Consider the following 23,797-nt stretch of genomic DNA (forward strand, 5'->3'; position numbering starts at 1 on the left):
TCACACAGAAGATGTTTCGTAGTACTTCTCACCCAGTAGGATCTTCTCCGGGGTGATGGGCAGCTCCCGGTGCCACACACCAGTGGCATTATAAACGGCGTGGGCAATGGCAGGGGAAGGGGTATTGATGACGATTTCGCCGATGGACTTGGCCCCGAAGGGGCCCGTGGGCTCATAGCTGGACTCAAACTCCACATGGATGCGTCCCACATCCTGACGGGTGGGAATCTTGTACTGCATGAAGGAGTCCTCCCGGATGGCGCCCTTGTCGGTGTAGGTGATGTCCTCATACAGGGCCATGCCGATGCCCTGGGCAATGCCGCCCTCAGTCTGGACCCGGGCCAGGTTGGGATTGATGACGGTGCCGCAGTCTACGGTGGCCTCATAGTTGAGTACCTGAATGGCTCCGGTGGCCTTGTCGATCTCCACCTCCACCATGCCAGCCATATAGGGGGGCGGGGAGACCGGGGAGGAGGTGGTGGCGGTGAACTGGGTCTCAAACTGGTTGTTGACCATGGAGGCCGTGGCCACATCCACCAGGGAGACGCTGCGCTGCGGGTCGCTGACACAGCGGACCGTCTTGCCGTCAAACTCCGTGTCCTCCACGTCGCACTTCATCAGAGCAGCACCAATCTTCTGGATGCTCTCCCGCAGCTTCTCACAAGCTTCTTCCACAGCGCGCCCGGTGAGGTAGGTGGTGGAGGAGGCATAGGAGCCGGAGTCATAGGGGGAGGCATCGGTGTCGGCACCGTAGACCACCACGTTGTCCACGTCACACTCCATGACCTCAGCGGCCATCTGAGCCAGAATGGTGTCACATCCGGTGCCCATGTCAGCGGCACCAATGGTCAGGGCATAGAAACCGTCGTCGTTGAGCTTGATGGTAGCGCCGCCGATGTCCACATTGGAAATGCTGGACCCCTGCATGGCCAGAGCCACGCCCACGCTGCGCACCTTGCCGTTGCCCATATCCCGGCAGGGATATTTCTCGTCCCAACCCATGCGCTGGGCCGTTTCCTTCAGACAGCGGTCCAGGGCACAGGCGTTACAGGGCTCATAGTAGTAGGCAGGGGGCACCTGCCCCTCTGCAATGAGGTTCATCAGCCGCAGCTGCACCGGGTCCATCCTCAACTCAGCGGCCAGCTCGTTGACAATGGACTCTACAGCAAACAGACCCTGGGTGGCACCGTAGCCACGGTAGGCACCGGCGGCCTGCATATTGGTGTACACCACGTCATAGGTGAAGCGGTAGGCCTCCTGGTTGCGGTTATAAAGCGGGATGGACTTGTGGCCGGACAGGCCCACGGTGGTGGGGCCGTGCTCGCCATAAGCGCCGGTGTTGGACAGGGTATACATGTCAAACCCACGGATGCGACCATCCTTCATGGCTCCGATGCGCACCGTGATCTCCATCTCGTGGCGGGGGCTTCCGGAAGTCTGGCTCTCCTGGCGGCTATACACCAGGTAGGCAGGCTTTCCGGTCTTCCAGGTGACCAGAGCGGGGAACACCTCGGTGACACAGCTCTGCTTGGCGCCAAAGCCGCCGCCGATGCGGGGCTTAGTCACCCGAACCTTGGACTTGGGAATGTCCAGGGCGTGAGCGATGATGCGCCGGGCGTGGAAGACGATCTGGGTGGAACTGAGCACATTCAGCCGCCCATAAGTGTCCATATAGGTGTAGGTGCGGAAGGTCTCCATCATGGCCTGGCTGTTGGCCTTGGTGTGGTAGGTGCGCTCCAGCACCACATCACAGTCGGCCAGCACCGCCTCGATGTCCCCGTGCCCCATCTCATCGTGGGCGCACAGGTTTCGGTGGTTGTCCGCCCCCACAGGGCAGTGGGCCACCCAGTTGTCCTCCGGGTGCACCAGCACCGGGTTATCCTTGGCAGTGCGGAAATCCAGCACCGCAGGGAGCACCTGGTAGGTGACCTTGATGAGCTTCAAGGCCTTGTCCACAGCCTTTTCATTCTCACCAGCCACCACGGCCACGGCGTCCCCGTGGAATCGCACATGGCGGTCCAGCAGCAGGCGGTCATAGGGGCTGGGCTCAGGATAGGTCTGTCCAGCCATGGTAAACCGCTTCTGAGGCACATCTTGATAGGTGAAAATGGCCTCAATACCGGGCACCTTCATGGCGATGGAGGTGTCGATATTCTCGATCATGGCATTGGCATGGGGGCTGTGAAGCACCTTCACCACCAGGGCGTTGGGGTCCCGCAGGTCCCCGGTGTACACCGGTTTGCCGGTAACCAGGGCCATGGCGTCCTTTTTACGAACGGGTTGATTCACATGGCGCATTCCTCACACCCCTCCTTTCTTCTGGGCATCCTTGAAGGCCAGATAGGACTGAATGCCCCGCAGCTGTCCCTCATAGCCTGAGCAGCGGCACAGGTTGCCGCTGAGGTAGGAGAGAATCTCCTCCTCGGTGGGGTGGGGGTTCTCCCGGAACATGGCAATGGCATTCATCATCAGGCCGGGGTTGCAGAATCCGCACTGCTCCGCGCCCTGGTCAGCGATGAAGGCCCCGAAGTCGGCAGCCTCGTCCTGAAGTCCCTCCAGAGTGGTGACTTTGCGACCCGACACCCGGGCCGCCAGCACCGAGCAGGACAGCACCGGCTTGTCGTCCACAAAGACGGTGCACAGGCCGCAGTTGGAGCTCTCACAGCCCCGCTTGACGCTGGCGCAGCCCAGGGAGCGCAGCGCATCCAGCAGCAGGCTGTCCGCCTCCACCACAGTGGCAATGTTCTTGCCGTTGAGTTCAAATTTCAATTCCATGTCACTTCACCTCACAGGCTGCCAGCACGGCCCGCTGCACCAGTACGCCGCAAATCTGACGGCGATAGGCAGCGCTGCCCCGCATGTTGGACCCATAATTCAGTTGCCCGGCCACACAGTCTCCAAATCGGGCGGCGCTGGTCTCATCCACACCGCCACAGAGCAGCCCCTCCTGATCTCGCACCAGAGCCGCCTTGTGGGGACGGGCACCCACGGATGCCTGCCACACCCCATCCACGCAGGAGACCGCACAGGTGAGGATGGGGAAGTCGGTGCGGGCATGGCGCATAGCCTGGTAGGACACCCGCATGGGCTGCTTGTCCACCACCAGCTTCACCAGGATGTCCCGGTCCGCGGGCATCTGGGCATACTGCTCCAGGGGAATCTCTCCGGCGTGGTGGCACACCACCTTGGCGTTCAGGGCCAGGAACACGGTGAGCACGTCGGAGAAGCCGTAGCGGCCAAAGATGGAGCCGCCCACCGTGGCGGTGTTGCGGAACTGCACGCCCACAATGTCCTTGACGGCATCGGCCACAGCATGGTTCGTCCAGGCATTGAGGGCAGGGTGCTGCTCCAGTTGGCGCAGGGTGACCATACAGCCGATCTCAAACGTATGGTCTGTCTCCACAATGGTGTCCAGCCCCAGGCCGGACAGGTCAATGGCAGTGTCCACACTGCGGGTGGTCATTTTCATCCAGTGCATACCGCCCAGGATGAGATTGGCTTTCTTTTGGTTCAATTCGTAGGCCTGTTCCAGGCTCTCCGCCCGGACATATTGTCTGATGGTCAACAAGACACTTCCTCCAAACCTTGTATTTTCAAATCATATGGCCAATGCACAACGATACACAATATATTGTACCGTACTTTCATGAGGATGTAAAGCGACAAAAAGCACACCCCGTGCCAATTTAGGGGTGTGCCTGTAAATATTGCTGAATTCTGGACAATTTTTCCGGCGTGTCCGCATCCCACAGCTCCTGGGGCCCCGCCGCCTCGGTATACCACACCGGGGCATCTCCCACGGCAGCCATACCCCCATGTTCTCCCGTGAGCTTCTTCAGGGCAGGAAAGAGGTGGGCAGGGAAGAGGGTGGGACTGGAGGGCTGGCCCTGATATGCCAAACGGTGCACCACTTGGGGCCGGGCTTGAAAGGCAACCACCAAGCGGCGGATGCTATCCGAGCTGCATAGGGGCTGATCTCCCAAAACAAACAGGCATCCATCTGCGTCCTGGATAGCCTCCAACCCCAGGCGGATGGACTGGCTCTGGGGGCCACCCTGGTAGGCCACCGTCTTCACCCCATGACGACGGCACAGAGTCTCCACCTCAGGGTCGCTGACCACCGCCGCCACCTGGGAAAAGCAGGGGAGGGGAATGGCCTCCAGGGTATGCTCCAGCAGCGGCTTGCCTGCCAGAGGGGCCAGCAGTTTGTTTCCGCCAAACCGTGTACTCTTTCCGGCGGCCAGGACGATACATGCAATGCGCATTTTCCCTCACCTCTCAACACATTTCACATGGCAAAATCAGTTTGCCCGATTTTCCCATCTTGATGCATCCTTAGCGCAGCGCACGCCGCAGGCCCTTGGGAAAGTGGTTTTTCAGCACGCCGTTGCTGCCCTTTGTCCAGCCCAGGGAGAGCCCATCCACTTTCAGAAGAGTCCATCCCGTCTGGGTACCGGGGATGGTGTTCCCGGATAAGTAGGCGGCAATTTCCGGAGCGTCTACCGAATAGTCCACCTGAGAGGCGGATCCTTTCAGCCACAGGGCCAGGGCGTGGGCGGGCTCGAAGCGATTTTTCAGCAGTTGGCCCAGCTCCAGGCCAGCCCGCAGCACCTTGAGCCCCTTCAAGGCGGGCATATCTTCTGGGACCATCCACAGATTCTTTCCAAAAGAGATGAGCTTTCCCTGGGGCAGCGTGACCCCAGCGGCGTCACAGAACTCCCGCAATTCCTTGGGTGTGGCAATGGCGGGCTCCAAAGGCTGGTCCTGACCCGCTGCATCTCCCTGACGCTCCAACACCGCTGCAAAGTGGCCTTCGCCGTGGAGCTTATGGGGCCAGAGGCGGAAGGTATGCTCTAAGCCGCAGGGCGGGGCGTCCACCCAGTCCGCGCGGCCCGGTGCAAACCAAGGGGCGTCCACGGAGACCAGGGAAAAGTCAGGGTGGGTCTGGAGAAAGGCGGCAATGACCCCCTCGTTCTCTTCAGGGGCAAAGGTACAGGTGGAGTACACCATGCGGCCACCGGGGCGGAGCATTTGGGCGGCAGAGTGGAGAATCTCGCCCTGGCGGTGGGCACACATCTGTACCGTCTCCACACTCCAGTCGGTGGAGGCCGCCTCTTCCTTGCGGAACATGCCCTCGCCGGAACAGGGAGCATCCACCAGAATCCGGTCAAAATACTCCACGAACCGCTCTGACAGCTTGCGGGGATGCTCGTTGAGCACCAGGGCATTGGCCACTGCCATGCGCTCCAGATTGCGGCTGAGAATCACCGCCCGCTTGGGTTCGATCTCGTTGGACACCAACAGCCCCTGTCCGTCCAACAGGGCAGCTAGCTGGGAGGACTTCCCGCCAGGGGCAGCGCACAGGTCCAGCACCCGCATGCCTGGCTGCACATCCAGCAGCCCTGCCGGGGCCATGGCACTGGCCTCCTGGAGATAATACAGCCCCGCCTCATGGTAGGGAGACAGGCCGGGCCGGGTATCGGGGTCATAGTAATAGCCGCTGTCTGCCCAAGGCACCGGGGAGAGGCCAAACTGGGGCAGAGGGGGCGGGGTGTGGGTTTTCAGTTTGTTCAGGCGCAGCGCCACCCACCGGGGATGTTCGGCCGCCGCCAGAAACTCCGCCAGCTCTTCCGGGCCCAGCTGGGCCTCCAGCCGTTTGAGAAATCCTTCTGGAAACATGAGTTGTCCTCCGTTTTGTATGGTGAAATTAGGGCAGCTGATTAGTAGCCAGGAAGTGGCGCAGCACGTCCTCTACTCGGTGGCAGGTGGTGGGGAACTGCTCCAGAAGTCCCTGCTCTGCGGCAGCCATGAGATAGGGGTGGCCCACCACAGAGAGCATGGCCGCATCGTTCCAGTTGTCGCCGAAGGCCAGCACGTCCTTTGGGTCAATGCCCATGGAGCGGCACAGGCCTAGCACGCCCACGCCTTTGTCCGCCAGGGTGAAGTCCAGCCAGTCCTCTCCGGCCACAGCCATGTGGAAGACGGTGGACCAGGCAGGGCCCAGGGCCTCTGCAGCGGGCTTGGTGCCCAGAGGACAGTAGGCGGAAACCTTCAAAATCTCCTCCGGGATCTCTTCCACGTCCTCTACAATTTTCAGCTGGAAACCCTTGAAATCCCGCATGTGCACCACGTAGTCCTGGGTGCACTGGCACAGGTAGGCATATTTGGGACCGGTGATGAGCAGCTGGCTGTCAGGCAAGTTTAAAATCTCCCGTGCCAGAGCCAGAGCGGAGGAGCGCTCCATGGGCGTAGAACCCAAGATGGGGGCAGTGTCCTCGGTGCCTGGTCCGTAAATCACGCCGCCGTTTTCGCACACATAGGACAGTTCATCGGCAATGTGGGGAAAGAGGGAGCGGATGGAGTGGTACTGCCGACCGGAGGTAGGGCAGAAGGGAATGCCCCGCTCTTTGAGCTGCTCAATGAGAGAAAAGATTTCTCCGGACAGCTTGGTCTCCCCGTAGGGCAGCAGGGTGCCGTCGATATCGCTGACAACCAGTTTGATCATTGCTTGTCTCTCCTTTATATCAAAACCTATGAAATCTCGGTGATTATACCATAGCTCATTTCGTTTCACAAGAGAAACCCCTCCACGGGTTTGCACCGTGGAGGGGGAATTTTTTATCCAACCGCCTGACGCTTTTCGTGGATGAGCCGAGCCCAGTACACAATGGGGGTGTCCAGCAGAGAAGTGAAAATGAAAATGACATAGCTGGAGAGGACAATGGACACCAGGGTAGGCAGGTCGTATCTGCCGTAGAAGGCAAACAGGGTGTATAAAATAGCGTTGAGCAGCTGGGAAACCAGGGTAGAGCCGTTGTTTCGCACCCACAAAAAGGCCCGCCGATCTCCGCTGCGGCGCTGGGTGAACTCCCACCACTTGTGGTACAGCCACACATCAAACACCTGGACAATGGCGTACACGGCCAGAGAGGCCAGCATAAGCCGGGGGGTATTGGAGAAAATGGCCTGCATATACGGAGTAGCCCAGTCGTTCACCGAGGGCACATACATCAGCCAGGACTGGGAGACCAGCACAAAGAGAACATTGGCGGCAATGCCAATCCATACCGCCTGTTGGGCCTGCTTTTTTCCTGCAATCTCGCTGAGAATATCCGTGACCAAAAAGGTCGTGGCAAAGAGGATATTGCCCAGGGTCATCTCCATGCCAAAGGCTTGGACCAAAATCAGCACCTCGATATTGGCGGCAATGGTGGCAAAGACGGTAAAGGCCATGAGGCCACTGGTGCCAAACAGGAAAAACCACAGCAGCACAGAGCCATACAGGACCAAAAGGGTGACAATCAATAGCAGTTCATTTCTCATAATTTCTCTCCTACACCAAAGTCTGTATTCTCCAACAGAATGTCCACCCGGGGGTTGTCCTTGTACAGGGGGTAAATCTCCCGCACAAAGGCTGCCCGAACCTCCAAATCAGGAAGAACAGGGGTGGTGTTGGGAACCATCACGTTGATACAAACCCGGTGAAAGTGAGCAAGGCCTGTCTCCACGTCCCGCTTCATGCCCTCCACACTCTGGCCCGACAGGCCAAAGAGGAGACAGCACTCATCGAAGGGGGCGGCAATGGCGGCAGGGTCCGTCTCGTCAATGCCCTTGTCCAAGATGCGCTCCCGGTAGTCGGCATCGAAGGTCTCCACTCCAATTTTCACGTGGAGGGTCACCCCCAGCTTTGCAAAGTGCTCCCGCAGAGCCGGAATGGTCTTGCGAAACAGCCAGTGGCTCTCCACATGCAGGTCCCGGATGCCCCGCTCCTGGCACACCCGGTCCACCTCCGCCAGGGTAGAGGGGTGGAGCTCGGCAAAGGACCCGGAGTTGATGACTTCCAGGCGGCCATAGCGCCCCGTGACATGGGACAGCGCCTCCCGGTTGAGAATCAGGTTGGCTTCCTCGTCCTGGGAGGCATCCAGATGGTAATCGCAAAACCGACACCGCTTCCAGGCGCACCCCCGGCCCCGCAGCAAAACAATTTCCCGCGGGTTTTTATCTTCGATGACAGAATAGCGACTGAGTTCCACCTTGAATCCCTCCATGGACAAAAAATAAGGTGCACCCTCCGGTTTCGGAGCGTACACCATCCTCGTTGTTTGCGCACAAAAGCGCACCACAGCCCAAGGCTGTGGCTTTCCCGTAGTTTTGTTTAGAGACAGGATGGTTCCGAACTGTCTGTTATGGAATTGCGGATTTTATTATAACGGATTTTCCCCGCCTGTCAAGAGAAAAACGGCTTACCCCGGACGGGGCAAGCCGTTTTTGGTACAAGTGAGCCTGTAAGCCGGGTTCTGTCCTTTAAGACAGCCATCTATCTAGGCACAGCGTTGCCGCTGCACTCCAGCCACCTCCTCAACGCAGCCGGGCCGGCTTTGTGTGCGTTTCCACGGTGTTGCTCCGGATAGAGTTTACAGCGATGAGCAGTTCCCAGTCATCGGGCGGGCGCTTATCTCCGCCTTTCCACCCTTACCTTGCAAAAGCAAGGCGGTATATCTCTGTTGCACTTTTCCTGAAGTCGCCTTCGGCGGGCGTTACCCGTTATCCTTGCCCTACGGAGCCCGGACTTTCCTCATGGACGGCCTTTCGACCTGCCCACGCGGCTGTCCAGCTTACTTGCTCTATGATTGTACTTCAACTTTGCATGATTGTCAAATGGGAGTTTATGCGTTATAATAATCTGATGTCATTTTACTCCTATGAGGAAAGGGAGGCAACGGTCCATGCAATCAATTCTATGGGATTATTTGAATTCACTCAAGGGTAAAAAAATTGCCGTCATCGGCATGGGGGTATCCAACGCCCCGCTGGTAAAGAAAATGTTACAGGCCGGACTGACGGTCCGTGTGTGTGATAAACGAGAGAGAGATGATTTTGACGGTCTGTCTGAGCTGGAGTCCAAGGGCTTGAAGGTGAGTCTGGGCCCCAACTATCTGGACGGCCTGGAGGGGGCAGATGTGATTTTCCGCACCCCTGGTGTGCGGCCTGACCTGCCCCAGATCGCCAATGCCGTGGCAGCAGGTGCACAGTTGACCTCCGAGATGGAGACATTTCTGGACCTGTGCCCGTGCAGTGTCATTGCAGTCACCGGCTCGGACGGAAAGACCACCACTACCACTATCATTGCCGGACTGCTGAAAGCAGCAGGCTATCGCACCTTTGTGGGCGGCAACATCGGCCACCCGCTGCTGTGCGAGGTGGACGAAATTCGTCCTGACGACATGGTGGTGTTGGAGCTGTCCTCCTTCCAGCTGATGACCATGCGTCAGAGTCCCAACGTGGCTGTCATCACCAACCTGTCCCCCAACCACCTGGATGTCCACAAGGATATGGAGGAGTACATTGCCGCCAAGCGCAACATCTTCGCCTATCAGGACACCGGGGACAAGCTGGTGCTCAATGCAGACAATGAGATCACCGCTGGATTTGCCTCTCAGGCCCGAGGTGAAGTTACCCTGTTCAGCCGCAAAAAGAACCTGGAGCGGGGCGTCTGTGTCCGGGACGGGATGATCTGCTACCACACCCGCCCCATCCTGGCGGCCGACGACATTCTCATTCCCGGAGTCCACAACCTGGAAAATTACATGGCCGCCATTGCGGCTGTGGACGGTCTGGTGTCCGATGAGACTATTCGAGAGTACGCCAAGTCCTTTGGCGGCGTGGCCCACCGCATTGAGCTGGTACGCCAGCTGGACGGTGTACGCTATTACAACGACTCCATTGCCTCCAGTCCCACCCGTACCATCGCCGGCCTGCGCTCCTTCTCGGAGAAAGTGATTCTCATTGCCGGCGGCTACGATAAGCACATTCCCTATGATGTACTGGGCCCGGAGATCGTCAAATCCGTGAAGTGCCTCATTCTCACCGGTGCCACCTCGGACAAAATCCAGCAGGCTACCCAGCAGGCTCCAGACTACACCCCTGGCAATCCCGAAATCCGGCGCTGCGAGAATCTGGAACAGGCCGTCCATACCGCCCACGACGTGGCACAGCCCGGAGACGTGGTAATTTTGTCTCCTGCCAGCGCTTCCTTTGACTGTTTCCGCAACTTCGAGGAGCGAGGCAATAAGTTCAAGCAGTACGTCAATGCCCTGGAGGGAGTGACCGCCCGTTGAATACCCTGGAATGTCTCAAAACCCTGTGCCAGACCGGAGGCCCCTCCGGCTATGAGGCACCCGTGGCAGACCTGGCCGCCCAGCTTCTCACCCCCTGGATGGATGAGGTGTGGACGGACCGACTGGGTAACGTCATCGGCCTGCGCCGCTGTGGCAAACCCAACGCCAAAAAGCTGCTGCTGGACGCCCATCTGGACCAGATTGGACTGATGGTCACTGGAGCAGAAGACGGGTACCTGCGCTTTGCCTCCATCGGCGGGGTAGACCCCCGGATGCTCCCGGACCGGGAAGTAACCATTCTAACCCAGCCGCCTAGATTTGGTGTGATTGCATGCCTTCCTCCTCATGTGCTGTCGGCAGAGGACCGGGAGAAGGCCCCGGCCCTAGGGGAATACTATGTGGATACCGGCCTTTCTCAGGAGACGGTGGAGCGGGAGATTCCCGTGGGTACCCCCATGGTGTTCCGGGAGAGCTTTTTGGAGTTGGCCGGTGGCAAAATTTGTTCTGGCGCTCTGGACGACCGGGCCTGTTTCGCCGCTCTGCTGCGCACGGCAGAATTGCTCAACCAAGAGCAATTGGACGTAGACCTGTACATCATGGGCAGCACCCGGGAGGAGACCGGGGGTACTGGTGCCATGGTGGGCACCTGTACCATCGACCCGGACTTCTGCGTGGCGGTGGATGTCACCCACGGTGCCACTCCGGACAGCGCCAAAGGCCGGGCCTATGACCTGGGCGGAGGACCCGCCGTGGGCATTGGCCCCAATATGACCCGGTGGATGACCCGTCGCATGCTGGACAAAGCCCAAGAGCTGGACATTCCAGTCCAAAAGGAAGTCATGGGCGGAGACACCGGAACCAACGCCTGGGGCATGCAGATTTGCAATGAGGGCATTGCCACAGCGGTGCTCTCTCTGCCCCTGCGCTATATGCATACCCCCGTGGAGGTGGTGGACCTGGCTGACCTGGAGCAGACTGCTCAGCTGTTGGCCGCCTTCACCCGAAAGCTGGGAGAGGAGGGAGCACAGGTATGATGGATTTGTTGAAACAGCTGTGTGCTCTCCCCGGCGTATCCTCCTTTGAGGACGCCGTACGAGATTACATCAAAGAACAGGCAACCCCCTATGTGGACACCATGAATGTGGACGCTATGGGCAATCTGATTTGCTTCAAAAAGGGCGCAAAGGCCACTGAAACTAAGCTGATGCTCTGTGCTCACATGGACGAGGTGGGACTCATGATCCGCTCCATCACGGAGGACGGGTATCTGAAATTCGTCTGTGTGGGGGGGATGGACCGCCGGGTGCTGCTGGGCAAGCAGGTGCTGGTGGGGGACCGCCAGGTCCCCGGCGTCATTGGCCTGAAAGCCATCCATATGACCACTGCCGAGGAGCGCAAAAAGGTGCCCAAGCTGGAGGACTACTACATCGACATCGGAGCTTCCAGCCGGGAAGAGGCGGAGGCACTGGTGGAGGTGGGAGACCCCTGTGTCTTCCGCAGCGACTGTGTGGAGTTTGGAGACGGATGCCTCAAGGCCAAGGCTTTAGACGACCGCGTGGGCTGCGCAGTTCTCCTGGAGCTGCTGCGTCGGGACCTCCCCATGGATTGCACCTTCGTCTTCACCGTCCAGGAGGAGGTGGGGACCCGGGGTGCCTTTGGAGCGGCCTTCTCTGTGACTCCAGACATCGCCCTGGTGCTGGAAGGCACCACCGCAGCGGACGCCCCCAGCCAGGACCCGGAGGCTCAAATCTGCCACTTGGGGCAAGGCCCGGTGCTGTCCTGGATGGACAAGGGCACCATCTATGACCGGGACCTGTTTGAGCGCCTGCGTGCCGTGGCCCAGGCCCATCACATCCCTTGGCAGCTGAAACACTACGTGGCGGGCAGTACCGACGCCAAAGCCATTCAGCGCACCAAATCCGGTGTGCGAGTAGCTGGTATCTCTGCCCCCGTGCGATATCTTCACGCCCCTGCCAGTGTAGGGAACATAAACGATGTGGAGCAGGTGCTGGAACTGGCCTGGCTGTTTTTACAGTCTGTTGCCGGGGATTGCTGACAGGAGGAACCCAACATGGAATGGATCAATACACTCAATACCCTGTGCCACGCCTTTGGCCCATCTGGGGCCGAGGGGGGAGTGGCACAGATCATAGAAGAGATGGCCCGCCCCTATGTGGATGAGATCACCCGGGACACCATGGGCAATCTCATTTGCCGCAAAAAGGGAAGTGGCCCCCGGCTCATGTTTTCCGCCCACATGGACAGCATTGGCCTGGTGGTGACCCACATCGACGACAAGGGCTTTTTGCGAGTGGGAGCCATCGGCGGCGTTCACGCCGACGCTGTGGTCAACACCCCGGTGCGCTTTCAAAACGGCACCTGCGGCGTCATCGCCGCCCAGGTGGGTTCCACGCCGGGAAAGCGCACCATGGCTGACCTGTACCTGGACATTGGAGCCACCTCCCGAGAGGAGGCGGAACAACAGGTGCAGATTGGCGATGTGGCGGTGTACAACACCCCGGTTTTTCCAGCGGGTGCTCTGGTCGCCGGACCCTATATGGACAACCGCATCTCCTGCCTGGTGCTGTTACAGGCCATGGAGCGGCTGCATGACTGCCCCAACGACGTGTACTTCGTCTTCTCCACCCAGGAGGAGGTGGGCCTGCGAGGAGCCAAAACCGCCGCATGGTCCATTGACCCAGACTATGGCATCGCCGTGGATGTCACCAGTGAGGACGGCATTCCCGGTGCCAAGCACACCGCCAGCAGTCTGGCGGGGCAAGGGGCGGCGGTGAAGGTGATGGACCGCTCGGTAATCTGCCACCCCAAGATGGTAAACCTTCTGATGGAGCTGGCCCAGAAGCAGGGCATTCCCACCCAGCGAGATGTTATCCAGGCGGGTGGAACCGACGCCGGAGCCATCCATCAGACCCGCAGCGGCGTGTGCACCGGGGGCATTTCCATCCCCTGTCGCTACACCCACACCCCCTGTGAGATGGTGTGTGCCACCGATGTGGAGGCCTGCGTGGAGCTGGTGGCCGCACTGGCCCAAACTAAGTTAGAGAAAGAGTGTTAAGGAATATGTCTTTACAGTTTTCTGAGGAGTTGCTCACTCTGGCCCGCCGGGCAGAGAAGACGCTGAAAGAGCAGTTTGCACGCATTGACGCAGTGGCTGAGGCCAACACCCTGCGGGTGCTGGACGCCTTCCGCCAGTATCGAGTGGCGGAGAGCTATTTTGCCGGAACCACTGGTTATGGCTATGACGACCTGGGCCGGGATAAGCTGGACGAGATCTACGCCCACCTATTTGGCACGGAGGACGCCCTGGTGCGCATCGGGTTTGTCAATGGCACCCACGCCATTTCTGCGGCCCTGTTTGGCTGCCTGCGTCCCGGAGACGTGCTGGTCTCCGCTGTTGGCGCTCCCTACGACACCCTGCTGGGTGTCATCGGTGTCACGGACAAGGGCACTGGGTCCCTGAAGGACTTCGGCGTGGAATACCGCCAGGTGGACCTCACCCCGGAGAATACGCCCGACTTGGAGGGACTGGCCCAGGCCGTGTCCGATCGCAAGGTAAAAGCGGTGCTTATCCAGCGCTCCAAGGGCTACTCCACCCGGGCCTCTCTGTCTGTGGACGAGATTGGCCACATGTGCGAGATCATCCGCCAGCACAACCCCAATGTTGCCATTTTGGTGGACAACTGCTACGGGGAGTTTGTGGAGGAGAAGGAGCCTACCCACGTGGGCGCTGACCTGGTGGTAGGCTCCCTCATCAAGAACCCTGGCGGCGGTCTGGCCCCCACCGGAGCTTATCTGGCCGGACGCCACGACCTCATCGAAGGGGCTGCTATGCGTCTGACCTGCCCCGGCATCGGTAAGGAGTGCGGCTCCACCTTGGGCAACAACCGTATGCTATATCAGGGGCTATTCATGGCCCCCCACACCGTGGCCCAGGCGTTAAAAACCGCTGTGTTCGGAGCCGCCCTCATGGAGCAGATGGGGTATGAGACCGAGCCCCACTCTCTGGCACCCCGCCATGACATCATTCAGATGATTCACCTGGGCAACGGGGAAGGTGTCAAAGCCTTCTGCCGGGGAATTCAGTCCGGCGCCCCTGTGGACTCCTATGTCACCCCAGAGCCCTGGGACATGCCTGGATACGACTGTCAGGTCATCATGGCAGCTGGTGCCTTCATTCAGGGTGCCTCCATTGAGCTGTCGGCAGACGCCCCCATGCGGGAGCCCTATACGGTATATCTCCAGGGCGGCCTGACTTACGAGTCGGGCAAGGCCGGTCTGATGTTGGCCGCTCAAGAGTTGCTGGGTCACTGAATGGGTCAGGCCCCCGGGGGCATACAATGTCCCCGGGGGTGATTGTCGTGTCGGTACCGCTGCGCCGCCGTTGGAGGCGGTGGAAACAGCAGCCTCTGTGTTTCATTCTGCTGCCCATCCTCATTGCCATGCTTCTCATCGCTGTGGTCTTCTTCCAATTTTCCCGGAGTATGCGCCCAGTAGTGGAGACGGTGGCGGTAAGCCAGGCCACCAATCTCATCTCGGTGCTGGTGGCGGATGTGGTGGACCAGTGCATGGAGGAGCAGAACTTAGGCTACAATGATCTGATGAACCTGCAACCTTCCGACGGCGACGGTCTGACCACCGTCACTGGGCGCACAGCCACCATTAACCAGCTACGTAATCAGATTACCCAAGCTCTGGTGGAGCAGCTGGAGGACCTGGACTCCGGGCAGCTTGGAGTCCCCCTGGGCAACCTTACCGGATGGATGATTTTCTCCGGACTGGGCCCCAAGCTTCGGGTCTCCATCGACTCGGTGGGGGACGTCATGACCCAAGTCCACAACCAATTTGACAGTGCCGGGATCAATCAGACCCATCACCAGGTGCTCATGGATATCTCCGTCACAGTCCACCTATTTATCCCTGGGGAGATCACCTCTGTCACCGTGGATACCACGGTGTGTCTGGCTGAGACGGTTCTCATTGGCACCGTACCAAACACCTATATACAAAATGGATAACTCATCACAAAGGAGATCAACGGATATGGATTCCTTGCAGCAAATTGAGCAGCTCCGCCGGGAGCTCAACCACCACAACTATCTGTACTATGTCTTGGACCAGCCCACCATCTCCGATTTTGAATACGACCGCATGCTGCGTCAGCTGGAGGAGTTGGAGCAGGCCCACCCGGAGTGGATTACCCCCGATTCCCCCACCCAGCGGGTGGGTGGGAAGCCCCTGGACAGCTTCTCCCAGGTGGTGCACCGGGTCCCCCTCCAGTCCCTACAGGATGTCTTTTCCCCTGAGGAGCTGATGGAGTTTCATCAAAGGGTCTCTCAAGGCGGAGAAATCGAGTATCTGCTGGAGCCCAAGGTGGACGGCCTGTCCGTAGCTCTGGAGTATGAGAACGGCGTCTTTGTCCGGGGCGCCACCCGGGGAGACGGCATGGTGGGGGAGGATGTCACCGAAAATCTGCGCACCATTCGCTCCATCCCTATGGTGCTGGAGGGTGCACCGGAAACCCTCATCGTCCGGGGCGAGGTCTATATGCCCCGGAAAACCTTTGAGCGCCTCAACCAGGAACGGGAACTGCGGGGCGAGCCTCTCTTTGCCAATCCCCGCAACGCCGCTGCCGGGTCTATGCGTCAGTTGGACCCGAAAGTGGCCGCATCCCGGGGATTGGACATTCTGATTTTCAACATCCAATATGTAAATGGAATTTCCTTTACATCTGACAGCGACAGTCTGGACTATCTGCATGATCTCCGCTTCAAAGTCATCGACTATGTGAAGTCTACGGACATGGCAGAGATTCAAAAGGAAATTCAGAAACTGGGCGATCAGCGAGAGAAATATCCCTTTGACATTGACGGAGCTGTTATAAAGGTAAATAACTTGTCAGACCGTGAAGCTCTAGGGGAGACGGCAAAATTTCCCCGCTGGGCTGCCGCTTTCAAATACCCGCCGGAGCAGAAGGAGAGCGTGGTTCGAGACATTGTGGTGCAGGTAGGCCGCACTGGAGTGCTCACCCCCAAGGCGGTGGTGGACCCGGTGCGTCTGGCAGGCACCACAGTGACCAACGCTACCCTTCACAACCAGGATTTTATCACGGAAAAGGACATCCGAATCGGGGACACCGTGGTGGTGCAGAAAGCAGGGGAAATCATCCCGGAGATCGTGTCTGTGGTCATCGCCAAACGTCCGGAGGGCACTGTACCTTATGAGCTGCCCCACCAGTGCCCCGTGTGCGGTGCTCCGGTGGTACGGGACGAGGATGGGGCCCACGTGCGGTGCACCGGGGCCGAGTGTCCCGCCCAGTTGCTGCGCAACCTGACCCACTTTGCCAGTCGAGATGCCATGGACATTGAGGGCTTAGGGCCTGCGGTGGTGGAAGGCCTGGTCCAGGCCGGACTGGTGCACACCCCCGCAGACCTGTACCAACTTCAGCAGGACCAGGTGGCCGCTCTGGACCGGATGGGCCAGAAATCGGCGGAGAACCTGCTGGCCGCCATTGAGCGGTCCAAGTCCAACGATCTCTCCAAGCTGCTCTTCGCTTTTGGCATTCGCCAGGTAGGGCAGAAGGCCGCCAAGGTGTTGGCTGCCAAGTTTGGCTCTCTGGAGGCCCTGGCCCAGGCTGGCGTAGAAGAGCTCACCGCCATTGATGACATTGGCCCCATCACCGCCGAGTATCTCACGGCCTGGTTTTCCTCCCCCCAGAGCCAGCACCTGATGCACAGTCTGGCCCAGGCAGGGGTGAACACTTTGAGTACTGCCGCCCCCGTGGGAGATCGTCTGGCAGGCCTCACCTTTGTGCTCACCGGCGAGCTGTCCCACTGCTCTCGCAAGGAGGCAGGGGGAATGCTGGAGGCCCTGGGAGCCAAGGTGTCCGGCTCTGTGTCCAAAAAGACCAGCTGTGTCATTGCTGGAGAGGCGGCGGGCTCCAAGCTGCGCAAGGCCAATGAACTGGGCATTCCCGTCCTGGATGAGGCCCAATTCCTCCAGCTCGTCAGCGATGACCCCCAGCAGTACCAGCCCATTCTCACCGACCTCACCACCCAGAAATAGAATCGAGGTAATCCTTTCATGAAACTCAACGTTGCCCAGCGCATGGAGGAATTCCAGCCTGGTATTTTCAATGTCTTGGATGAACGCCGCCAGCAGCGGCTGGCCCAGGGGCTTCCGGTGTACAATCTGTCCATTGGCACCCCGGACTTTCTCCCGGAACCCCACGTGGTACAAGCCCTGGCCCAGGCGGCCAGCCAGCCCACCAACTACCGCTATTCTCTCACCGAACTGCCGGAGCTGGTGGAGGCGGTCCAGCGCTGGTATCTGCGCCGCTACGGCGTGGAATTGGAGACGGATGAGCTGATGAGCATCTACGGCTCTCAGGAAGGGCTGACCCACATCGGCTGGGCTCTGTGTGACCCAGGAGATGTGGTGCTGGTACCTGACCCCGGCTATCCCATCTTTGAGATGGGCCCCGCCCTGTGTGGGGCAGAAATCGTCCATTACCCGCTGAAGGAAGAAAACGGCTACCTTCCCGATTTGGACGGGATGGACCCGGAACTGGCAGACCGAGCCAAGATGATGGTGGTGTCCTATCCCGCCAACCCTGTGTGTGTCACCGCTCCCGACGAGTTCTACCACAAGCTCATCGCTTTTGCCAAGGCCCACAATATCATCATTCTGCACGACAACGCCTACTCCGACATCATCTTTGACGGACGGGTGGGGAAGTCCTTCCTGGCCTACGAGGGAGCCAAGGAAGTGGGGGTAGAGTATAACTCCCTGTCCAAGACCTACAACCTCACGGGTGCCCGTATCTCCTTTGTACTGGGCAATCGTCAGATCATTCAGACCTTCCGGCGGCTGCGCTCCCAGATCGACTACGGCATTTTCCTTCCCGTGCAGCATGCCGCCATCGCCGCCCTCAACGGGCCCCAGGACAGTGTCGCACGCAACCGTGCCGAGTACCAGGCCCGGCGGGACGCCCTGTGTGGTGGCCTGCGGTCCATTGGCTGGAATGTGCCGGATAGCCAGGGCAGCATGTTTGTATGGGCACCTCTGCCTAAGGGATATCACAACTCCGTAGACTTCTGCTTTGAGCTGCTGGAGCGCTCTGGACTGCTGTGCACCCCTGGCTCGGCCTTTGGCGCGCTGGGAGAGGGCCATGTGCGCTTTGCCCTGGTGCAGCCCGTGCCCGTGATGCAGGAGATCGTGGCAGCTGTGGCCAAGAGTGGGATTATTGACCATGAAGCATAAATACGTTCTTCTGGTTGCTGGTCTGCTGGTGACCCTCCAACTGACAGGTTGTTCTCTGTCATCGGAGATCACGCCAACGCCCACGCAGTCTGTCCCCATCTCCACGCCGACTGTGGAGAGTTATGACTTGGAGTCTATACCGGCTTACACTGATGAGCCCTATGTGGTCTTACAGGAAAACGTCCCTGACTTTGATTCTTCCGACTTCACCACCCAGGCCTTTGAGACCTACGCCCCCTTAGATGATCTGGACCGCTGCGGAGTGGCTTACGCCAACATCTGCACGGAGTTGATGCCCACCGAGGAGCGTGGTTCCATCGGTCAAGTAAAGCCCTCCGGCTGGCACACCGTCACCTATGACAATGTAGACGGGCGGTACCTCTACAACCGCTGCCATCTCATTGGCTTTCAGCTGGCGGGGGAGAACGCCAATGAGCAAAACCTCATCACTGGCACCCGATATATGAATGTGGAGGGCATGCTGCCTTTTGAGAACCAGGTGGCAGACTATGTGGAGGAAACGGAAAACCACGTGCTCTACCGAGTCACTCCCATCTTCCAAGGGGACAACCTGGTGGCCTCCGGGGTACAGATGGAAGCCTGGTCCGTAGAGGACCAGGGAGAGGGCGTATGCTTTAACGTGTATGTCTACAACGTCCAGCCTGGCATTACCATTGACTACGCCACGGGGGAGAGCTGGACCTCAGACGTAACCGCCACCCACTATGTCCTCAATACCAGCTCAAAAAAGTTCCACCTGCCAGAATGCTCTGGGGTGCGGGATATGAATGGCTCCAACCGCCAGGACTATCAGGGCAGCCGAGCGGCACTGGTGGAACAGGGATACTCCCCCTGTGGCCTATGTCACCCATAATCTGATCCACCATGGAGATACATATGACATTGACGCAATTTCTGCATACTTATCGGCTGTCCCTGAATGCACAGCAGCAGCGAGCCGTCCAAACTCTGGATGGCCCGGTGCTGCTGTTGGCCGTTCCAGGCAGCGGTAAGACCACCGTCTTGGTCAGCCGAATTGGATACATGGTTCTGGGGTGTGGCATACCTCCAGAGTCCATCCTCACCATGACGTATACCGTCTCAGCGGCCCGGGATATGCGGCAGCGTTTCGCCTCTATGTTTGGAGCAGAGGTAGCCCAGCGGCTGGAGTTTCGCACCATCAACGGGGTATGCAGCCGTATCATCTCCTGCTATGAGCGCATCACCGGACGGAAAGCTTACACCCTGATGGAACAGACTTCCCAACAGAGTTCCCTCATTGGGACGCTCTATCATCGTCTGACCGGAGAATACGCCACGGAGAGCACCATCAAGGCGGTACAAACCGCCATTACCTATGTAAAAAACCAGATGATCACCTCGGAGCAGGAGCTGGCGCAGGTGGAAGTGGAAGGTGTGACCGACTTTCCCGCCCTGTACCACGCCTATGGTCAAGCGCTGCAACAGCAACAAAAGATGGATTATGACGACCAGCTGGTGTATGCCCGGAAAATTCTGAAGCTCTGTCCGCCAGTCCTCCGCCAGTTCCAGGCACGATACCGATATTTTTGTGTGGATGAGGCCCAGGACACCTCTAAAATCCAACACGCCATCATCTCCCTCCTGGCTCAAACCAGTGGGAATCTGTTCATGGTGGGAGATGAGGACCAGAGCATCTATGGCTTCCGAGCAGCCTATCCCCAGGCCCTGCTCCACTTTCAGGAGCTCTATCCCAAGGCACAGGTGCTGTACATGGAAACCAATTATCGCTCTACCAAAGAGATTGTCAGTGCCGCTCAGACGTTTATTGAGAAGAACAAAAACCGCCACCCCAAAACCATGGTCTCCACGGGGCGCACCGGGCCAAGCATTCGTCAAGTGTTGGTGCAGAACCGAACCAGCCAGTATGCCTATCTGGCCACTGTGGCGAAGAGAGCCACCCGTCCCATCGCCATTCTCTACCGGGACAACGACAGCGCCATCCCCCTCATTGATCTCTTCCAGCGCCAGCAGATTTCCTATCGGTGCCGTCAAGTGGACTGTGGCTTCTTCACCCATCGGGTGGTGCGGGATATCTGTAACATCATTCGCTTTGCCGCCCAGCCATGCAATGGGGAGCTGTTCCTGGACCTATACTACAAGCTTGGGGCCGGAATCACCCGGTTGGCCGCAGTAGAGGCGGTCAATCGATGTGAAGGGGAGGGGGTAACCATCCTGGAGTATCTGTCCAAGTGCACCATGCTCTCCCCATGGTCTAGAAAGCAGTGTGCAGCTCTACAATCCCATGTTTCCTACCTGCTGCAACAACCAGCCCACCGGGCCATTCATCGCATTGTCCACTACATGGGGTACGGGAGGTATGTGGAAGATCGCGGTGGTGATTTGCGCAAAGCAGAAATTCTGGAGGCGTTAGGCTTTCAAGAAGCCACCCCTATGGATTTGCTAGACCGGTTAAACGACCTGTATCAGCTGATGCGGGAGGGTCCCAATATTGAGCAAGAGAGTGTCGTTACCCTGTCCACCATCCACTCCAGTAAGGGCTTGGAGTACCCTCACGTCATCCTTATGGATGTGGTAGACGGGATTCTCCCCAAAGTATTTAATGTCTCCGCAGAGGACCCCGACTTTGATACCTACCAGGAAGAGCGCAGGCTCTTCTATGTGGCTATGACCCGGGCGCAGGACTCTCTATGGGTGCTCTCTTACAAGGCACAGGAGTTGCCCTCTGCATTTGCTCAGGAGCTGTTTCCTCCCATTACGCCAAAGGAGCAAGTGGCTAAAGTCCATGCGGCCATGTTCCATCCGGGCGTAAAGGTTCGGCATAAAAAATACGGGGAAGGGAAGATCATTGACCTATCCCAGGATATTGTGACCATCTCCTTTTCGCAAGCAGGGGAGAAGAAGTTCTCCCTATCCACCACAGTGAAAAATGGCCTATTGACCAAAGTATAAGAGCACAGTTCGAGATGAACTCGAACTGTGCTCTTATAACTTATACGAATAATAGGAACCCCCCGGCATAGCCGGGGGTTCTTCATATGCGGGCAAAGCCCTTTGTTACTAGCCACGCCTCAAGGCGTTGGTACGGTCTGCCACTTGCGAAAGATTAGTGCTTGCTACCCGTAAACGGGTCGATGTATTCCTTGATTGTCATCTGATCCCCAATTTGGTCTTCTTTCAGCTGATTCTGAATATACTCTGCTATCTTTTTCGCATTTTTCCCTGCTGTGTCCACGTAGTACCCTCGGCACCAAAATTGCCGATTTCCATACTTGTATTTCAAATTACTGTGTCGCTCGAAAATGATGAGGCTACTTTTCCCCTTGAGAAACCCTACGAAACTGGACACGCTCATTTTCGGCGGTATCTCTACTAGCATATGTATATGGTCGGGACACACTTCTGCTTCTACAATCTTTACCTGCTTCCAGTTGCACAACTCTCTTAATATTTTTCCTATTTCTACTCTGTTGTCCCTATAAAAGACTTTCCTGCGGTATTTCGGTGCAAACACGATGTGATATTTACAATTCCATGTTGTATGTGCTAAACTGTTCTTGTCATTAGGCTTCATGCCTTTTGTCCTCCTTTTGATACTTTTGTGCAGTTGGAAGACCGCACTCTTATTGTATCAAAAGGAGTTTTTTCTTCATATGGAACGCTAAAGCTTTTTTTGAACTCCCCGGCACAGCCGGGGGTTTTCATTAGACAAAAAAACCTGTCCTACAGTGGGCTGTAGGACAGGGAATCTTTCTATGAGATTTCTCTCATGAAAAGCATTCTTTTTGGGAGTTTTGGTAAAAATTACTTTACCAGCTTCTTGAACTCGTCGGCCACGAACTGGACCTTGGGCCCGATGATGACCTGAACGGAGGTCTTGCTGGGGCGGATCACGCCGGAAGAGACAGCCTTAATGGCCTTCTCGTTGACCAGGCTGGAATCCTTCACCTCCAGACGGAGTCTGGTGATGCAGTTGTCCACGGAGGTCACGTTGGAGACACCGCCCAGACCCTCCAGAACAGCCTTGGCAATGGCAGTGTAGTCATTGTTAGCCAGAGCGCCGTCGGAAACCTCATCGGGATCGTCATCCTCACGGCCGGGAGTCTTCAGGTTGAACTTCACGATAGCGAAGCGGAACACCACGTAGAAGACGATAGCGGCAGCGATGCCCAGAGGAATGATCAGCAGGGTCTTCTGAGCGGCAGGCAGAGAAGCGGAGAAGATCAGGTCGGTCAGACCAGCGGAGAAGGAGAAGCCAGCGCGGAAGCCAACCACGGTGGTCACAGCCACGAAGATGCCGTACAGCAGAGCGTACACAACATACAGGCCGGGAGCCAGGAACATGAAGGCAAACTCGAAGGGCTCAGTCACGCCGCACACGAAGGAGGCGATAGCAGCGGACAGCAGAATGCCCATGGCAACCTTCTTCTTCTCGGGCTTAGCAGTGTGATACATAGCCAGAGCAGCAGCAGGAATACCGAACATCATGCAGGGGAAGAAGCCGGACATGTACATACCCAGGCTCCAGTCCACATCGGCGGAAGTCTTACCAGCCCAGAAGTTGGACAGGTCGCCCAGACCGATGGTGTCGAACCAGAACACGTTGTTCAGAGCGTGATGCAGACCGGTGGGGATCAGCAGACGGTTGAAGAAGGCGTAGAGGCCAGCGCCAACAGCATCCAGGCTGGCAATGCCCTTACCCAGAGCAACCAGAGCACCAAAGATCACGGGCCACACGAACAGCAGGATCACGGACACCACGATGGAGACCAGACCAGTGACGATGGCCACGCTGCGCTTACCGCTGAAGAAGGACAGCCAGTCAGGCAGCTTGGTGTTCTTAAACTTGTTGTAGCACAGACCGGCGATCAGACCAGCCAGAATGCCGATAAAGGGGTTAGCAATCTTAGAGAAAGCGATGTAGTTGGTGCTGGTGGTGGAGATGACACCCTCAGCGTCCAGAGGCAGCATGAAAGGAGCAACTGCGCCAACAGTGGCAGTGCTCAGCAGGTTGGTGATCATCAGCCAGGACACCAGACCAGCCAGGCCAGCGGTGCCTTCCTTGTCATCAGCCATACCAACGGCAACGCCGATGGCGAACAGGATAGCCATGTTGTCGATCAGAGCGCCACCGGCCTTGATCAGGAAGAAACCAGCGGAGTAGGCAGCACCAGAAGTGGCGTAGCCCAGGCCCTCAGCAACAGCGCCGCCCATCATGTAGGCGGGGCAGAGCCAGTAACCGATACCCATCAGAATACCACAGATGGGCAGGACAGCCACGGGCAGCATCAAAGCTTTACCGAGGCGTTGTAAAAATCGCATCATAAAATGATACCCTCCCTCAATAGATGTACGGGTCAGAAAAATCTGACCCTGTTTGGGGGTGGCCGCCGCCCACA

Annotated in this window: 20 protein-coding genes and 1 other RNA gene; 10 read left to right on the forward strand and 11 right to left on the reverse strand. The window is 58.1% G+C overall.

Annotated features, from left to right (window positions below; translation table 11 throughout):
* From B5F22_RS00470 to rnpB, 9 genes are all read right to left on the reverse strand, one after another.
* Entirely contained in the window at nt 1-2,298 is a 2,298-nt protein-coding gene (locus B5F22_RS00470; RefSeq protein ID WP_087389641.1) for a molybdopterin cofactor-binding domain-containing protein, read from the reverse strand.
* Between the two features lie 3 nt (nt 2,299-2,301).
* Entirely contained in the window at nt 2,302-2,775 is a 474-nt protein-coding gene (locus B5F22_RS00475) for a 2Fe-2S iron-sulfur cluster-binding protein (RefSeq protein WP_087389645.1), read from the reverse strand.
* Nucleotide 2,776: 1 nt separating this feature from the next.
* Nucleotides 2,777-3,568 carry an FAD binding domain-containing protein gene (locus B5F22_RS00480; protein ID WP_087389648.1) on the reverse strand — a complete coding sequence of 264 codons (792 nt, stop codon included), beginning with the start codon at nt 3,566-3,568 and terminating at the stop codon, nt 2,777-2,779.
* Between the two features lie 118 nt (nt 3,569-3,686).
* Nucleotides 3,687-4,265 carry a nucleotidyltransferase family protein gene (locus B5F22_RS00485; RefSeq protein WP_087389651.1) on the reverse strand — a complete coding sequence of 193 codons (579 nt, stop codon included), beginning with the start codon at nt 4,263-4,265 and terminating at the stop codon, nt 3,687-3,689.
* A 70-nt stretch (nt 4,266-4,335) separates the two neighbouring features.
* Nucleotides 4,336-5,679, reverse strand: a complete 1,344-nt coding sequence (locus B5F22_RS00490; RefSeq protein WP_087389654.1) for an RsmF rRNA methyltransferase first C-terminal domain-containing protein — start codon at nt 5,677-5,679, stop codon at nt 4,336-4,338.
* Between the two features lie 28 nt (nt 5,680-5,707).
* Nucleotides 5,708-6,505: an HAD family hydrolase gene (locus tag B5F22_RS00495; protein WP_087389658.1), complete on the reverse strand. Its 798-nt coding sequence runs from the start codon at nt 6,503-6,505 to the stop codon at nt 5,708-5,710.
* Nucleotides 6,506-6,618: 113 nt separating this feature from the next.
* Nucleotides 6,619-7,323 carry a queuosine precursor transporter gene (locus tag B5F22_RS00500; protein ID WP_087389661.1) on the reverse strand — a complete coding sequence of 235 codons (705 nt, stop codon included), beginning with the start codon at nt 7,321-7,323 and terminating at the stop codon, nt 6,619-6,621.
* The gene (locus tag B5F22_RS00505) at nt 7,320-8,033 is read right to left on the reverse strand and encodes a radical SAM protein (RefSeq protein ID WP_343223903.1); all 714 of its coding nucleotides are present in this window, start codon (nt 8,031-8,033) and stop codon (nt 7,320-7,322) included. Before B5F22_RS00505 ends, B5F22_RS00500 begins: the two co-directional genes overlap by 4 nt.
* 237 nt (nt 8,034-8,270) lie before the next feature.
* An RNA gene (gene rnpB, locus B5F22_RS00510) (RNase P RNA component class A) lies at nt 8,271-8,622 on the reverse strand.
* Between the two features lie 104 nt (nt 8,623-8,726).
* On the opposite strand from rnpB, the gene murD reads away from it, so the two are divergent.
* The 10 genes from murD to B5F22_RS00560 are packed head-to-tail and all read left to right on the forward strand — an operon-like array spanning nt 8,727 to nt 21,350.
* On the forward strand, nt 8,727-10,118 hold the full coding sequence (gene murD, locus B5F22_RS00515; RefSeq protein WP_087389668.1) for a UDP-N-acetylmuramoyl-L-alanine--D-glutamate ligase: 1,392 nt from the start codon (nt 8,727-8,729) through the stop codon (nt 10,116-10,118).
* On the forward strand, nt 10,115-11,152 hold the full coding sequence (locus B5F22_RS00520; protein ID WP_242955020.1) for a M20/M25/M40 family metallo-hydrolase: 1,038 nt from the start codon (nt 10,115-10,117) through the stop codon (nt 11,150-11,152). The genes murD and B5F22_RS00520 overlap by 4 nt, the downstream gene beginning before the upstream one ends.
* The gene (locus B5F22_RS00525) at nt 11,149-12,174 is read left to right on the forward strand and encodes a M42 family metallopeptidase (protein ID WP_087389671.1); all 1,026 of its coding nucleotides are present in this window, start codon (nt 11,149-11,151) and stop codon (nt 12,172-12,174) included. Before B5F22_RS00520 ends, B5F22_RS00525 begins: the two co-directional genes overlap by 4 nt.
* 15 nt (nt 12,175-12,189) lie before the next feature.
* The gene (locus B5F22_RS00530; protein ID WP_087389674.1) at nt 12,190-13,194 is read left to right on the forward strand and encodes a M42 family metallopeptidase; all 1,005 of its coding nucleotides are present in this window, start codon (nt 12,190-12,192) and stop codon (nt 13,192-13,194) included.
* A 5-nt stretch (nt 13,195-13,199) separates the two neighbouring features.
* Complete coding sequence (locus B5F22_RS00535; protein ID WP_087389677.1) at nt 13,200-14,450, forward strand: methionine gamma-lyase family protein; 1,251 nt, start codon at nt 13,200-13,202, stop codon at nt 14,448-14,450.
* Between the two features lie 47 nt (nt 14,451-14,497).
* On the forward strand, nt 14,498-15,154 hold the full coding sequence (gene yunB, locus B5F22_RS00540) for a sporulation protein YunB (protein ID WP_158096559.1): 657 nt from the start codon (nt 14,498-14,500) through the stop codon (nt 15,152-15,154).
* Between the two features lie 25 nt (nt 15,155-15,179).
* Nucleotides 15,180-17,201, forward strand: coding sequence for an NAD-dependent DNA ligase LigA (ligA, locus tag B5F22_RS00545; protein WP_087389679.1), 2,022 nt, complete (start codon nt 15,180-15,182; stop codon nt 17,199-17,201).
* Between the two features lie 18 nt (nt 17,202-17,219).
* A complete protein-coding gene (locus B5F22_RS00550; protein ID WP_087389681.1) occupies nt 17,220-18,398 on the forward strand; it encodes an aminotransferase class I/II-fold pyridoxal phosphate-dependent enzyme in 1,179 nt (392 codons plus the stop codon).
* Nucleotides 18,388-19,272 (forward strand): DNA/RNA non-specific endonuclease, encoded by an 885-nt coding sequence (locus tag B5F22_RS00555; RefSeq protein ID WP_087390069.1) that lies wholly within the window; start codon nt 18,388-18,390, stop codon nt 19,270-19,272. Before B5F22_RS00550 ends, B5F22_RS00555 begins: the two co-directional genes overlap by 11 nt.
* Before the next feature lie 23 nt (nt 19,273-19,295).
* The gene (locus B5F22_RS00560) at nt 19,296-21,350 is read left to right on the forward strand and encodes an ATP-dependent helicase (protein ID WP_087389683.1); all 2,055 of its coding nucleotides are present in this window, start codon (nt 19,296-19,298) and stop codon (nt 21,348-21,350) included.
* Between the two features lie 154 nt (nt 21,351-21,504).
* Here B5F22_RS00560 and tnpA read toward each other — a convergent pair whose 3' ends face one another.
* Together tnpA and nagE are read right to left on the reverse strand one after the other, a co-directional pair.
* The gene (gene tnpA / locus B5F22_RS00565) at nt 21,505-21,972 is read right to left on the reverse strand and encodes an IS200/IS605 family transposase (protein WP_087389686.1); all 468 of its coding nucleotides are present in this window, start codon (nt 21,970-21,972) and stop codon (nt 21,505-21,507) included.
* Nucleotides 21,973-22,202: 230 nt separating this feature from the next.
* Nucleotides 22,203-23,723 carry an N-acetylglucosamine-specific PTS transporter subunit IIBC gene (gene nagE / locus B5F22_RS00570; protein WP_087389689.1) on the reverse strand — a complete coding sequence of 507 codons (1,521 nt, stop codon included), beginning with the start codon at nt 23,721-23,723 and terminating at the stop codon, nt 22,203-22,205.
* Nucleotides 23,724-23,797: the final 74 nt, after the last annotated feature.

This window comes from Pseudoflavonifractor sp. An187 (assembly GCF_002160275.1).
GTDB lineage: Bacteria > Bacillota > Clostridia > Oscillospirales > Oscillospiraceae > Enterenecus > Enterenecus faecium.

Excerpts from the sequence above, each read along its gene's own strand:
- B5F22_RS00535 (WP_087389677.1), top strand. The coding sequence starts at position 13,200 with ATGTCTTTACAGTTTTCTGAGGAGTTGCTCACTCTGGCCCGCCGGGCA.
- B5F22_RS00555 (WP_087390069.1), top strand. The coding sequence starts at position 18,388 with ATGAAGCATAAATACGTTCTTCTGGTTGCTGGTCTGCTGGTGACCCTC.
- B5F22_RS00530 (WP_087389674.1), top strand. The coding sequence starts at position 12,190 with ATGGAATGGATCAATACACTCAATACCCTGTGCCACGCCTTTGGCCCA.
- B5F22_RS00470 (WP_087389641.1), bottom strand. The coding sequence starts at position 2,298 with ATGCGCCATGTGAATCAACCCGTTCGTAAAAAGGACGCCATGGCCCTG.
- ligA (WP_087389679.1), top strand. The coding sequence starts at position 15,180 with ATGGATTCCTTGCAGCAAATTGAGCAGCTCCGCCGGGAGCTCAACCAC.
- B5F22_RS00550 (WP_087389681.1), top strand. The coding sequence starts at position 17,220 with ATGAAACTCAACGTTGCCCAGCGCATGGAGGAATTCCAGCCTGGTATT.
- B5F22_RS00490 (WP_087389654.1), bottom strand. The coding sequence starts at position 5,679 with ATGTTTCCAGAAGGATTTCTCAAACGGCTGGAGGCCCAGCTGGGCCCG.
- nagE (WP_087389689.1), bottom strand. The coding sequence starts at position 23,723 with ATGATGCGATTTTTACAACGCCTCGGTAAAGCTTTGATGCTGCCCGTG.
- B5F22_RS00560 (WP_087389683.1), top strand. The coding sequence starts at position 19,296 with ATGACATTGACGCAATTTCTGCATACTTATCGGCTGTCCCTGAATGCA.
- B5F22_RS00485 (WP_087389651.1), bottom strand. The coding sequence starts at position 4,265 with ATGCGCATTGCATGTATCGTCCTGGCCGCCGGAAAGAGTACACGGTTT.
- B5F22_RS00525 (WP_087389671.1), top strand. The coding sequence starts at position 11,149 with ATGATGGATTTGTTGAAACAGCTGTGTGCTCTCCCCGGCGTATCCTCC.
- B5F22_RS00500 (WP_087389661.1), bottom strand. The coding sequence starts at position 7,323 with ATGAGAAATGAACTGCTATTGATTGTCACCCTTTTGGTCCTGTATGGC.
- tnpA (WP_087389686.1), bottom strand. The coding sequence starts at position 21,972 with ATGAAGCCTAATGACAAGAACAGTTTAGCACATACAACATGGAATTGT.
- B5F22_RS00495 (WP_087389658.1), bottom strand. The coding sequence starts at position 6,505 with ATGATCAAACTGGTTGTCAGCGATATCGACGGCACCCTGCTGCCCTAC.
- B5F22_RS00475 (WP_087389645.1), bottom strand. The coding sequence starts at position 2,775 with ATGGAATTGAAATTTGAACTCAACGGCAAGAACATTGCCACTGTGGTG.
- murD (WP_087389668.1), top strand. The coding sequence starts at position 8,727 with ATGCAATCAATTCTATGGGATTATTTGAATTCACTCAAGGGTAAAAAA.